10 protein-coding genes and 1 pseudogene are annotated in these 12,754 nt (G+C 69.4%); 5 read left to right on the top strand and 6 right to left on the bottom strand.

The window, feature by feature from the left end; all coding sequences use genetic code 11:
• Positions 1-79: 79 nt before the first annotated feature.
• Positions 80-2,905 (top strand): tetratricopeptide repeat protein, encoded by a 2,826-nt coding sequence (locus tag HRU76_06085; GenBank protein QOJ17170.1) that lies wholly within the window; start codon positions 80-82, stop codon positions 2,903-2,905.
• Between the two features lie 19 nt (positions 2,906-2,924).
• On the opposite strand, the gene HRU76_06080 is transcribed toward HRU76_06085, so the two are convergent.
• The 5 genes from HRU76_06080 to HRU76_06060 all read right to left on the bottom strand — a co-directional run bounded on the left by HRU76_06080 (position 2,925) and on the right by HRU76_06060 (position 7,164).
• Positions 2,925-4,370 carry a hypothetical protein gene (locus tag HRU76_06080; protein ID QOJ17169.1) on the bottom strand — a complete coding sequence of 482 codons (1,446 nt, stop codon included), beginning with the start codon at positions 4,368-4,370 and terminating at the stop codon, positions 2,925-2,927.
• Positions 4,360-4,875 carry a hypothetical protein gene (locus HRU76_06075; protein QOJ17168.1) on the bottom strand — a complete coding sequence of 172 codons (516 nt, stop codon included), beginning with the start codon at positions 4,873-4,875 and terminating at the stop codon, positions 4,360-4,362. Before HRU76_06075 ends, HRU76_06080 begins: the two co-directional genes overlap by 11 nt.
• A 196-nt stretch (positions 4,876-5,071) precedes the next feature.
• Entirely contained in the window at positions 5,072-5,836 is a 765-nt protein-coding gene (locus tag HRU76_06070; GenBank protein QOJ17167.1) for a hypothetical protein, read from the bottom strand.
• A 99-nt stretch (positions 5,837-5,935) separates the two neighbouring features.
• Positions 5,936-6,652 (bottom strand): ATP-binding cassette domain-containing protein, encoded by a 717-nt coding sequence (locus tag HRU76_06065; protein QOJ17166.1) that lies wholly within the window; start codon positions 6,650-6,652, stop codon positions 5,936-5,938.
• Positions 6,649-7,164: a hypothetical protein gene (locus tag HRU76_06060; protein QOJ17165.1), complete on the bottom strand. Its 516-nt coding sequence runs from the start codon at positions 7,162-7,164 to the stop codon at positions 6,649-6,651. Before HRU76_06060 ends, HRU76_06065 begins: the two co-directional genes overlap by 4 nt.
• Before the next feature lie 298 nt (positions 7,165-7,462).
• Here HRU76_06060 and HRU76_06055 point away from each other — a divergent pair, with 298 nt between their 5' ends.
• Entirely contained in the window at positions 7,463-7,789 is a 327-nt protein-coding gene (locus HRU76_06055) for an ATP-dependent Clp protease adaptor ClpS (protein QOJ17164.1), read from the top strand.
• A 560-nt stretch (positions 7,790-8,349) separates the two neighbouring features.
• Here the strand turns inward: HRU76_06055 and HRU76_06050 are convergent.
• On the bottom strand, positions 8,350-9,108 hold the full coding sequence (locus tag HRU76_06050; GenBank protein ID QOJ17163.1) for a hypothetical protein: 759 nt from the start codon (positions 9,106-9,108) through the stop codon (positions 8,350-8,352).
• 820 nt (positions 9,109-9,928) lie between these two features.
• On the opposite strand from HRU76_06050, the pseudogene HRU76_06045 reads away from it, so the two are divergent.
• The 3 genes and pseudogenes from HRU76_06045 (at position 9,929) to HRU76_06035 (ending at position 12,614) form a co-directional block, all read left to right on the top strand.
• Positions 9,929-10,792: pseudogene (locus tag HRU76_06045) on the top strand (hypothetical protein).
• On the top strand, positions 10,790-11,668 hold the full coding sequence (locus HRU76_06040; GenBank protein QOJ19121.1) for a hypothetical protein: 879 nt from the start codon (positions 10,790-10,792) through the stop codon (positions 11,666-11,668). The pseudogene HRU76_06045 and the gene HRU76_06040 overlap by 3 nt, the downstream one beginning before the upstream one ends.
• A 256-nt stretch (positions 11,669-11,924) precedes the next feature.
• A complete protein-coding gene (locus tag HRU76_06035) occupies positions 11,925-12,614 on the top strand; it encodes a hypothetical protein (GenBank protein ID QOJ17162.1) in 690 nt (229 codons plus the stop codon).
• The last annotated feature ends 140 nt before the right edge of the window (positions 12,615-12,754 follow it).

The following is a 12,754-nucleotide window of genomic DNA, read 5'->3' as shown; positions in this document are numbered from 1 at the left end:
CGGTTGTAAGCCGTGTCCGTCGGTGGACTGATCTCGCCCGAGTTCCGCCGTGGCCCATGTCCCCGCCCCATCCCGAGTCATGGTCCTGCTGTTCACCGACCTGGTGGGCTCGGTGGACCTGAAGAGGCGTCTGGGCGACGACGAGGCGGGGCGACTGATCGCGCGGCACGACGCGCTGTTCCGCGCCGCCATCGCCGACCTGCCCGCGGCGGAAGTGCTCAAGGACACGGGCGACGGCTTCATGGCCCGCTTTCAGAGCGCCCGCGACGCCGTCATCGCCGCCCTTCGCTTTCAGCACGCCATGAGGTCCGAGCCGTGGCCCGCGGAGCGCGTGCTGAGGGCGCGCGTGGGCGTCCACCTGGGCGAGGCGTCGGAACTGGAGCCGGAGGACGCCACTGGCAAGCCGAAGATTTCCGGGCTGGCGGTCGATCTGGCGGCCCGCGTGATGGGGCTGGCCCTGCCGGGTCAGATCCTGCTGACCCGCGCCGCCTTCGACAACGCCCGCCAGAATCTGCGGGAGCATCCGCCCATGCCAGGGGCCGCCACGCCCCCTCTGCGGTGGATGGCGCATGGTCCCTACCTCTTCCACGGCAGCGATGAGCCGATGGAGGTGTTCGAGGTGGGCGCGGTGGGGAGCGCGGTGGGGGGAGCGGTGGGGGGGGCGCCGCTGGTCGCGCCGCCCGATGGCGAAAAGGCCCGACGCGCCGTGGCCGCCGACGAGGAGGAAACCCTCGGCTGGCGACCCGCCGCGGGCATGAGCATCCCCGACCGGCGCGGCTGGGTGCTGGAGCGCCGTCTGGGCGAGGGCGGCTTCGGCGAGGTGTGGCTTGGCGTCAACCCCGCCACAGGCACGCGCCGCGTCTTCAAGTTCTGCTACGACGCCGAACGCCTGCGATCCCTCAAGCGTGAGCTCACCCTCTTCCGCCTGCTCCGCGAGGCGCTGGGCGACCGCGACGACATCGCCCGGCTCTATGACGTGCGGCTGGATGAACCGCCCTTCTTCCTCGAAAGCGAGTTCACCGAGCAGGGTTCGCTGGTCGAGTGGGCCGGACGCATCGGGGGACTCGACCGGGCGCCGCTCGAGCAGCGGATCGACATCATCGCCCGCGTCGCCGACGCGGTGGCGGCGGCGCACTCCGTGGGCGTGCTGCACAAGGACATCAAGCCCGGCAACATCCTCATCGACAAGGACCGCGAGGGCAACCCACGCCCGCGCCTCACCGACTTCGGCATCGGCATGCTCACCGACCGCACGCCGCTCGACCGACGGCAGTTCACGGCGGCGGGGTTCACGCGCACGCTGCTGGGCCAGAACCAGACGCACACCGGCACGCCGCTCTATTCGCCTCCCGAGGCCTTCGCGGGCAAGCCCTTCACCGTGCAGGGCGACATCTACGCCCTGGGCGTGATGCTCTACCAGATGGTCGTGGGCGACTTCGAGCGCCCGCTGGGCCACGGCTGGGAGCGGGACGTGCCCGACCCCATCCTGCGCTCGGACATCGCCTCGTGCGTGGCGGCGGACGGCTCGCGACGGCTGGCCAGCGCCGCCGAACTGGCCGAGCGCCTGCGCTCGCTGGACCAGCGGCGCCGCGCCGCCCGGCGCAGGCGGGCGGCCCGCTTCGCGGGGCTTGCGTCGCTCATCCTGCTGGGGCTGCTGGCGATGGCGGCGGCGCTCTTCGTGCGCGAACGCGACCTGCGCGGGCTGGCGGAGCGCGAGCTCGAACGCAAGAACCGGCTTCTGGACTACCTCGTCAAGGGAATCATCGCCCGCTCCGATCCCACGCGCCAGCGCGCGGGGGGAGGCGGGGGGGGGCGCGAGGCGGGCATGAGCGTCACCATCGCCTCCGCGCTTGACGCCGCCTTCGACGCCGCCCAGCAGCAGCTGGGCGATGACCCCGCCTCGCTGGCCGACGTCTATCGCACGCTGGGGCTGTCGTACAAGAACCTCGACCTGTACGACCGCGCGGAACGGGCCATGCTGCGCGCCCTGGAGGTGCGCAAGGGCCTTCACTCGGGCGACCACGAGCAGATCGCCGAAAGCATGCTCGACGTGGCCGACACGCTCTGGTGGCAGCGGCGCTTCGAGGAGGCGCTGCCCCTCTACCAGGACGCGCTGGCCATGCGGAAGCGGCTCTTCCCGGCGCGCTCCGCGCCGGTGGCCGAGGCGCTCAACAACCTGGCGGCCTGCCTGAACTCGATGGGTCGACGCGATCAGGCCGAGCCGAGTTTCCGCGAGGCGCTGGCCATCCGCACCGAACTCCACGCCGCCAACCCCGCCTCCATCGACCCCATGCTCATCGCCGCGGTGAAGAACAACCTGGCCAACTGCCTGCGCCACCAGGACGACCCCGCCAGGCGGGCCGAGGCCAAGCGGCTCTTCGAGGAGGCCATCGACACCGCCCGCGAACTGGGAGGCGAGCAGCACGCCTACGTGGCGCGCGGGCTGCACCTGCTGGCGATCTTCCTGTGGGAGATCGGCGAGTTCGACGAGGCGGAACGCCGCTTCGTCGAATGCCTCGACATCAAGCGCACGCTCTATGAAGGCCCCAACACCTCGGTGGCGGTGACGGCGTACGCCTTCGCGGAGTTCCTGATCCAGCGCAACCGGACCGCCGAGGCCGAGCCGCACGCCCTGGCCGCGCTGGCGATCCGCCGCGCCGCCCCGGACGCCACCCCCGCCGATCTGGCCGATTCGCTGACGCAGGCGGCCCGCCTGCACGAGGCCGCGGGTCGCCCGGCGGAGGCGGAGCCGCTCCTCATCGAGGCCCACCGGACGCTCGCCGCCAGCCCGCGCCATGGTTCGTCGCACGCCCGCACCCGACAGGCCATCGAGCGAATCGTGCAGTACTACGAGCGGGTCAATCGACCCGACGACGCGGCGCGGTACCGCGCCATGCTGGAGTAACCGGGCAGGCGGCGCTGGCTCAGTACGCTCCCGCCGCCGTCGCAAACCGCTGATCCAGGTTCACCACCAGGTAGCGCAGCGCATCGCAGGCATGGTCCGGGCCGTCCTTCACCGGCGATTCCGCGTCCGGCTGGTCGTGGCGGTAGTGGTACCCGAGCAGTGATCGGATGAGCGTGCGGCAGCGGGGGTGGATGACCAGCCCTGAAGTTCCATCCGCCCGCATGAATCGCGCCGCCACCACCGCCACCCCCGGCGCTACGTCGCTTCGTCTGGCGCGGATGGTGAAGCCCGCCTCGCGCCAGCAGCCGATGGCGCTGCGGCCCGTCTGGTCGTTGCGGTTGCTGCCCGCCGGGTCGGCGCCGACCCAGCGAGGCATGGGCCAGGGCGCGGCTCGCACACGCGAGATGTGCGCCGGCGCCAGCAGGCCGCGCTGCACGTGCTCATCCACCACGTGCAGCACGTCGTTGACTTCATCATGCACCGCCCACAGGAAGGCGGTGGGGGAGCGAAGCCCGAAGTCCACCCCGCCCAGCCACGGGCCGATGATGGTCCGCGCATCGAACTCGCGCACGTGGACCAGCGGATCGAACATGGGGTAGACGCGGTCGCGCTCGCTGGGCCTGTCGCAGAGCATTTCGGTGTGCCAGTCGTCGCGTCCCATGCGGGCGAAATGGGCCAGCGCATCGTCGTAGCGCACGAAGCCGCGCCCGCGCTTGGCCCGCCCCTGGCAGGATGCGCGCAGCGGGCAGGCGGCGCACTCACGATCACTCGGGCAGCGCTCCAGCACATCCAGCACGTTCCAGCGGAAGAGTCGGCGCGTGCCGGCTTGGGCTTCCTCGATCAGGCGGCTCATGAGTCCGCTGGGCCTGTGCATGGTGCTCATGGCCTCGACCGCGCCGCGCACCGGCACCCCGCCGCAGCGGGTGGAGCGCGTAACCAGCTGCGCCGCGCGCCACACGGCGTCGTCGATGAGCTCGACCTCGTCGCAGCGGATCTTGTGGACGCGGTGCCCGCGCACCGAGGCCTCGCACTGGGCCAGGGCTTCCACGCGCGACCCGCTGCGCAGGCGCGTCACGTGCTCGGTGGGCGGACGCTCCAGCAGGTCGGCGAAGGGCTCGCGCTCGATCATCGAGCGGAACGCGACGTACAGATGAGACGCCTGCTCGCGCGAGCCCGCCAGGATGCGCACCTGCACGCCCGGCTTGAAGAGCACGTCCAGCAGCGTGGCGATCGCGCCCAGCTGCGTCTTGCCCCCGCCCCGGCAGGCCCACACCACGCAGTCGCGCGGACCGGACGAATCCTCGAAGAAGGCGTGACGCAGGTAGTCGAAGGGCGCCGTACCGCCCGGTGAGCGGGGTACGCGAGGCACATCGAACCCCAGCATCACCCGCACCAGCGCGTGCAACTGGTCAGGCGTGCGCGGGGAGACGGAACGCAGCACGCGGGAGAGATCGTCACGCCGCATCGGACTGCTCCGGGACGGCGGGTGACGAGGTCTCGGAGCCGCGGCCGTCATCATCCGCGTCGCCTTCGCGCGCGACGCGCTCCAGCGCGGCGAGAATCGCCTCCTCGTCCGGAACGGGCGGGGCGAGGGAGGCGGCGTCCTTCACCGACGCGGCGCGACGGGCGCGATCGACGCCGGTCGAGGCGGCGGCGCACCGCGCCTCACGTCGCCGCTCCGCGCACGCGCTGAGCAGATCGACGCAGCTGCGGCGGGTGAGGTCGGTGAGCGCCTCATCTCCGTCGCCCGAGGCCAGCCGCGTCAGCGTTCGAGCGGCGATGACGCGGCTGCGGGCCAGCGCGGCGCGGAAGCACGCGTCGCTCACCCGCTCCAGGCCGACCAGCAGCTCCACGTGATCGACCCGAGACGCCCAGCGCGCCAGATCGACCAGCGACAGCCCGCACGATCGAGCCAGCCGAGCCGGTTCATCGCCTCGGCGGAAGAGGCGCCGCAGGATGGACTCATCCATCGAGAGCGGCTGCGCAGTCGGCGCAGAACGCCGACGCGGCGCCGCGGGTCTGCGGCCCGTGTCAAGTGGAGCGGCTTCGCAAGCCGCGTGGTTGGTGAACGAGGAACGTCGAGCGGGTGACGACATGCGATTCTCCGGTGGGTTGAGCCGCTCCTCCGAGTCGCGGGAAGACGAGAACACCGAGCGCCGGCTCGCGTCAGGCGGCATCACGGCGGTCTGACTCGCGCCGTTCCGACACGTAGTACACGGGCCTCGACGCCAGCCGCTCGCGGGCCCGCGCAACCAGGGCGGGCAGCGCGCTCGACTCGGGCGAGGCCAGCGTGCGATCGCGGCGGCGGTCGAACACCCGGCGGCTCCAGCGAGTCAGTTCATGGATCACGTGTCCGCGCGTCACGGCGTCGAGCGATTCGATGGTCTCGACGGCCATCCGGGTGGAGGCCAATACGGGCAGCGCGATCCCCGCGCGGTCGAACGTGGTCAGCAGGCGGAGCGTGCCGCGCGAGATCGGCGGGTCGAATCGGCGCATCCCCGCGCGCTCGAACACGGGGCAGGCCCGCCCCATGCTCGCCATCGCTTCGATGACGAGCGTTGAACGCCGCGCCATCGCCTGGCGCACCAGACGCGACGCGACGCCCACGGCCCGGAAGCGCGGATCGACGATGACGCGGCTGATGGTGCGGACCTCGCGGTTGAGCAGACGCGCCTTCGACGCCAGCGTCAGCCCCGCGTAGCGCGGAATCGCCCGCTCGCGGGCGGCGCACGAGAGCACGGGGAACGACGTGACCAGCACGCCGACGAGCAGCGGCGGCGCCGGATCGGTGGGGTGAACCACCGCGCGCAGAATCGAGTCGATCGTCGCGGGCCTCCCGGCCCGGTAGTGGAATCGCTCCAGGGCGCGCAGGTCGGCCGACGTGCCCGACTCGAGGATGATGGCGTCGAGTTGGATGGGTGGGGAGGTCATGGTCGATGGAGGACGTGACACGCGGCTGTCGTTCACCACGTCGAGGCGCGACGCTTCACGTCGCGCCGCCCAACGCGGAACGCCTCGCTGGTCATCACATCACGCGAACTCCAGCCGCTCGTGGACGTCAGGAGTCAGCGCGGCTGCCAGGTCATCGTGGGACGTGGCGACGAGAAGCGAGCAGGTTGACGCCCGCGTCAGCCGCGACACGCTCCGCGCCACGCAGCAGGCCGTGACGCGGTCGAGCGGCGAGAGGAACTCGTCGATGACGATGACCGCGGCGGCATCACCCGGCGATACCGACGACGCCGAACCCCCCGGGCGCCGCGCCGCGTCGAAGGCCAGCGCCGTCCGCAGCCGCGCCCGCTGACCCTCGCTCAGTCGGCGCACGGGCGAGACCAGCAGCCGCGCCTCCGCCAGCCCCACCCGGGCGAGCAGGGCGCAGCGCTCCTCGGTCGAGCCGGCGATCGTTTCGATCACGCACTCTGACTCGTCGATCTCAACATCGCCGGGGTCGATGACCGCGCGACCCCGATGGGAGAGTCGTTCGACGATCGCCCGCAGCAGCGTGGACTTGCCCGAGCCGCTGGGGCCGGTGAGCAGCACGATGGCCCCCGGCGCCAGCCACGAGGCCAGTGCGTCGGCACGATCAAGCGCGGCACGGTCGAAGACGCGGGCGGCGTCGTGCAGGTGATCGAGGTCCAGACCGAAGATCGAGGCGACCTCGAGCACACGGAGCGACCAGAGCGGGGAGTGTCCCCGCGGGCGGCAGCGCTTCACGGGCGGGACGCCTGCGCCGCTGGTGATGCGCTTCATCGCAGGCGCCCCATGGCCCGGGCCTGCTCCATCAGCACGTCGATCGCCGTCAGCTCGCGCCGCACCTGGTGCATCGTCAGCCCGGTCTCGCGGGCGGCCTGCTCCCGCGTCCCGCCCCGCAGGTGAACGATCTCTCCCACGCGGCGCCGCGCTTCGGGCCAGACCTCGCGCTGGTTGACGATGAAGGCGAACTCGGGCGAGCGCAGCCGCCCGATGAGTCGCCTCACGCGCCACTGCAGGGTGCGCTCGGGCACCCCCAGACGCTGCGCCGTGGCGGCGCACGACACACCGCCGCGCAGCACCGCCTCGATCAGCCACCGATCGGGCTCCGCCAGGTGAATCGCCAGGTCCAGGCACTGCTCGGCGATCAGCCGCGTCGTACGAAGCCCCGCGGCTCGACGACCTCCGCCCCGGCTGCGCTGGCGACGCGGAGCAGAACGACTCCCGTCGCACACCGGCGCAGCAGGTGGGCCGGATGTTGGCGGCGGGGGAGCGATGGTCAGCATGGTCATGTCCGGCCTCCTGTGGGCTGCCCCTCGGACCAGCCCGATGGTGTTGACATGATCGTCAACAATACCGAACATATGCCGTACATTTCCGCGAGTCAAGCGGCCTGCCCACACTTCGCGGGACACGTCAGACGGGCCAGGCGGCTCCGTGCGGGACGGCGCCCCGCGGTTGCCCGCTCCGCGGATGATCGCGGCATTTCAGAGTCGTGCGGCGTTTTCAGTCGCCTTGACCCCCGCGCCGCGCCTATAACCACGTGAACGCAGAATCGTCGGGGGGACCACCGGGCGAGACGAAGAAGTCATGGCGAGCGAGCAATCCAATCAGCCGAACGGCGGGGGGCAGGCGGCGCTTCAGGAGCGCCCCAAGGTCGCGCCGCCGCGCGTTGACAAGCTCCCTCCGTGGAAGGTGCTGCTGCACAACGATGACAGCAACTTCATGGAGGACGTGATCCGCGCCCTGCAGGAGATCTGCAAGTTCAACCACACCGAGGCGCTGCAGCGCACGCTCGAAGCGCACCAGACCGGCGTGGCGCTGCTGGTCGTCACGCACCGCGAGCACGCCGAACTGCTCCGCGAGCAGTTCGAGACCAAGCTCCTCACGGTGACGATCGAGCCGGATCAGCGGTAAGGCCGCCCTGGCGCCACGGCCGTTTCGGCCGTGTACGCGCCATCCCGTGTGCCACGGCCGTTTCGGCCGTGCGGGCGCGCGGGAGTGGTGGAACATCAGAAGCAATGAAGTCGTCCGGTGGATGCGCCTCGCTGAGGTTCTCGCGGTGTCGGTCGCCTGGGATCGCTCGCACGGCTCACAGAGCCGTGGCACACTCCGAACTGGTGTGCCACGGCCGTTTCGGCCGTGTAGGCGCGCCAACCCGTGTGCCACGGCCGTGTCGGCCGTGCGGGCGATGAGACCTGAGGAGAGATGGAATCGTGCGGGAGGCCGCCGCACTGAGGTACTCGCGGCGTCGGTCGCCTGGAGCCGCTCGCACGGCTCACAGAGCCGTGGCACACTCCGAACCGTGGTACACGTCGTCGGAAGCCGCGGCGCAGCAGCCGGAGCCGATCACTGACAACCGACGACCGCTGACGGTCCGTCTGCCGCACCACCACGACCAAAAAGAACCACGCCGCGGTTGTCCGCGGCGTGGCGTGTGAATCGCGTAAGTGCGATCGGACTCGGAGGAGACCGGATCAGGCGCGGCGACGACGACGGCTGACCAGCCCGGCGACGCCCAGCAGGGCCAGAGCGCCCGGAGCGGGGATGACGCCCTCGTAGACGTTCATCATGCCCTGAACGCCCTCGTAGAGCGCCTGACTCGTGGTGTCGATGTTGATCCGCGAGATGATGCTGCCCTCGGTGGCGAGGAAGCCCACGCGATACCCGGCGTTGGCGGTGCCGGCCAGGGTGACGCGCATCAGCAGTTCGTTGTTGGCGCCGTAAACGCTGACATCAGTGCTGGTGGCGAAAATCGTCGACACGACGAGGTCAACCGCGGTCTTGGTGCCGCCGTCGAACACGATGTCAAACGAGTCGGCGGCGAAGTTCGAACCGAGCCAGTTCTTGGTGTTGCCGAAACCCTGCGACGGGCCGACAAAAACCAGCGGCTGGGCGCCACCACGCTCGCCACCGGGGTTCTCGCCGTTGGCGCCCCACTGATCCAGGTTGGACTGGAAGCGGACGTTGGTGGGCAGGAAGCCCTCGGGAACGCGGCCAGCGGCGTTGCCCCGGCTGCCGCGCCAGTCCAGCGGCTCGTCTCCGTCAAGCAGGCCGAAGTCCGGCAGGGTGCCGAAATCCCACGACGCCTTGAGGGTCTTGCCCGCGTTGAGCAGGGCGGCGTCCCAGTCGGTCGTGCCGCCGCGCAGGTCGAACATGACGACGCCCGCCGTGGCGGAGCTGGCGACGAACAGGCCAGCGATGGTGGCCAGCCCGAATGTGGTGCTCTTCCTCATCGAATCCTCCTCTAGTCTACGTGTGTGTGAGCGAATGCTCGGATGATTGAAACCGTGAGTCACGACGATCGGCTCGACCACCATGACCCAAGGACGCCGGATTGAGCGAGGGAACCATCACCAGCCATGCACCCGAGCATGTCGTGAAGGCCCGATCGCTCTCCCCTTGGTCCCACGAACCTGATGCGATGCGACCGGCGAGCCGATCAACACCGCCTCTCCATTATGGCGACTTTTTCGCAGGTGCCAAGAGGGAAGTTCCAGAGTTTACAGGGTTTTTGCGGAGCCGAGATAATCCGGCTCAAGTTTACCCAGATTGACGCGGAAGCGGGATGACCTGGCGATCGAGGCGAATGAACGAGCGATTCCGGGGTCAAATTGGCGGTATTGGGACGGACGGAGCCCCATTCCGAGGTTCATTGGCGGCTGTTCGTTGCAGCCGCCAGCCCGAAACCGATCGCCGATGGCCCGCCGCTGAACCCCACTTCCTCACAACTCATCCACAGAAACTCACAGAAGAGGCGTATGCCGCGTCGTCCGACCGAAGTGTGCCACGGCTCTGTGAGCCGTGCGAGCGGCCCCAGGCGACCGATACCGCGAGTACCTCAGGCGGCGGCCTCCCGCACGATTCCATCTCTCCGCAGGTCTCACCTCGCCCGCACGGCCGCACGGCCGAAACGGCCGTGGCACACACGGGTTTGGCGTGACCGCACGGCCGCGGCACACGTCAAAGCCGCCGTCAGTCAACAAGCCGACAGCCCGGAACCGACAGTCCGCCCCGCCCTATTCTCCTCGCATGACCGACCCCGCTTCGCCGCACATGTCGGCTGATGACTTCCGGCGTCACGGACGGGCGGTGATCGACTGGATCGCGGACTACCTGGAGCAGGTGGAGCGATACCCCGTGATGTCGCCGGTCAAACCGGGCGAGGTGCGAGATCGCCTGCCGCGGCACGCGCCCGAATCGGGCGAGCCGTTCGAGCAGGTGCTGCGCGACGTGCAGGAGATCATCCTGCCGGGCGTGACGCACTGGCAGTCGCCTGGCTTCTTCGGGTACTTCCCGGCGAACAACTCGTACCCGTCCATCCTGGGCGAACTGCTCAGCGCGGGGCTGGGCGTGCAGGGAATGCTGTGGGCCACCAGCCCATCCTGCACCGAACTCGAGACCCTGGTGCTGGACTGGCTGGTGGACATGCTGGGACTGCCTGCGGGGTTTCGTTCGGTGTCCGCACTCCCCTGTCCCACTGGGAGAGGGATTGGGAGTGAGGGTGCGGATGGGTGTGTGGGTCTTCACACAACGGTCGGCGGCGGCGTCATTCAGGACACCGCATCCAGCGCCGTGCTCTGCGCCATGCTCGCCGCGCGCGAGCGGGCCACGGGCGGGGCGTCCAACCGCGACGGCCTGGCGGGCGTCGGCGCGCCGGGAGTCGTCCGGCAGACCTTGGTGGCGTACACCTCGGCCCAAGCGCATTCGTCGGTCGAGAAGGCCGCCATGATCGCCGGCATCGGGTCGCGGAACCTGCGGCTCATCGAAACCGATCACCGCTTCGCCATGCGCGTGGACCTTCTGCGACAGGCGATCGAGCGCGACCTCGAGGCGGGTCTGACGCCCTTCTTCGTGTGCGCCACGGTGGGCACGACCTCGTCGCTGGCGGTCGACCCGGTGGAAGCGATCGGAGAGATGCTGGAAGAAGTGTTCGAGCGGGAAGCGAGCCACGGCGAGGTGTGCCACGGCCGTGTCGGCCGTGCGGGCGCGGAGAACACGTGCGGCGGCGGAAGCGGTGCAGTCGCAGGAAAGCCCGGAGACGATGGCTCTTCCGCGAGGTCGGATGCCGCGGGTGAAACGCACGGCTCACAGAGCCGTGGCACACCACTTGGGAGCCGTGGCACACCCGCCGGGAACCGCGGCGCACCTGTCGGAAGCCGGAGCACGCGGCCCTGGCTCCATGTCGATGCGGCCCTGGCGGGCACGGCGGCGCTCTGCCCGGAGTTCCGCTGGATCAACCGCGGCGTGGAGCGGACCGACTCGTACTGCTTCAACCCGCACAAGTGGATGCTGACGAACTTCGACTGCTCGTGCCTGTGGGTGCGCGACCGGGCGGCGCTCATCCGGGCGCTGTCGATCCTGCCCGAGTACCTGCGCAACCAGGCCACCGAGTCGGGCGCGGTGATCGACTACCGCGACTGGCAGATTCCGCTGGGACGCCGCTTCAGAGCGCTGAAACTCTGGTTCGTCATCCGCCACTACGGCGTGGAGGGGCTGCGCACGCACGTGCGACGATGCGTGGAGATGGCGCGGTGGCTGGCGCGACGGGTGGAGGAGCATCCCGACCTGGAGCTCGCCGCGACCCCGACGCTGTCGCTGGTGTGCTTCCGTCACCGCGGCGGCGAGGCGGCGACGCAGCGCATACTCGACGGCGTGAACCGATCGGGCCAGTCGTTCATCACGCACACGCGACTCAACGGCCATCTGACGCTGCGCGTGGCGGTGGGCGCGTGGCGGACAAGGATGGCGGATGTGGAGACGCTCTGGGGATGGATTGTGGACAATTCCCGGTGAATTCCGAATCGTCTTTTTCCTGAGGTGGGAGCCCGACCCGATTCGACGGAGTGCGTTGGTGAGTCACTGAGTCATGTATTATAGGACGAGAATCGCCCAGAATCGGTCCTCACCTGTCTCTGCCAGAAAGTGGCCTGATTTCGTGTAATCGGACGTGCCGCGACGAGTATCATGTCTTGACGTGGTGAGGGTTGGTGAAGGTCGCCTGAGGGGGCGACGCCTTCAGACAATCATTCCGGGTTCAGGGAGAGACAACATGACACGGTTCAAGGGGCTCGTGGCGGGTCTGGTTGTGGCGTCCGGCGCGTTGAGCGCCTCGGCCGCCAGCGTGTACGGGTTCAAGAACATCACCACCAACGGCAATGCGAACGCCCAGAACGGGTCGTCGTACTCGATGACGGTGACCGATGAAGGTTCGAGCGGCGGGTTCAACTTCGTCTCGTTCCTCTTCGAGAACGCCGTTGCGGGCAACCCCAACCCCGACTCGTCCATCACCGGCATCTGGTTCTACGACGGTGCGCTGCTGGGCGCGACCATGTCAGTCACCAGTTCCGCCGGCGTCAGCATCACCGGCCCGGCTGGCGGCGGCCCGTTGCCGGGCGGCTCTGCATACGGCTTGCCCAACACCGAATGGGACTTCAAGGCCTCAAGCAGCGGTTCACCGGGTGGCGTGAACCCCGGCGAGTGGGTGAAGGTCACCTTCCAGCTGAAGATTGGCAAGGATTTCAACGACGTCATCAGTTCGCTCACGAGCGGCCTGACCATGCCCTTCACGCCCGGCGTCGATCTGGTCGTCGGCATTCACGTGCAGTCACTGAACGACGGTCAGAGCAACTCGTTCGTGAACACGGCGCTGATTCCCCTGCCCCCCGCCGCGTGGATGGGCCTGGCCGGCCTGCTCGGCGTGGGCGTCTTCCGTCGGCGGCTTGTGAAAGTCCGCGGCTGATCACGTGGCTCACTCTTCCGCTAAACCTCGCAGGGGTCCGATCATCGGACCCCTGTTCGTTTGCGCCCCTGGTTGAGTGGTCGAGATGATGCACTCCGGACTCAACGAACTCTGCTGATGGATGACCATGATGTGGGCAA

It is taken from the genome of Phycisphaeraceae bacterium (assembly GCA_015709595.1).
GTDB lineage: Bacteria > Planctomycetota > Phycisphaerae > Phycisphaerales > SM1A02 > CAADGA01.
The sequence above is the reverse complement of the archived record's forward strand: the minus strand, read 5'-3'. Positions and strand labels throughout refer to the sequence as shown.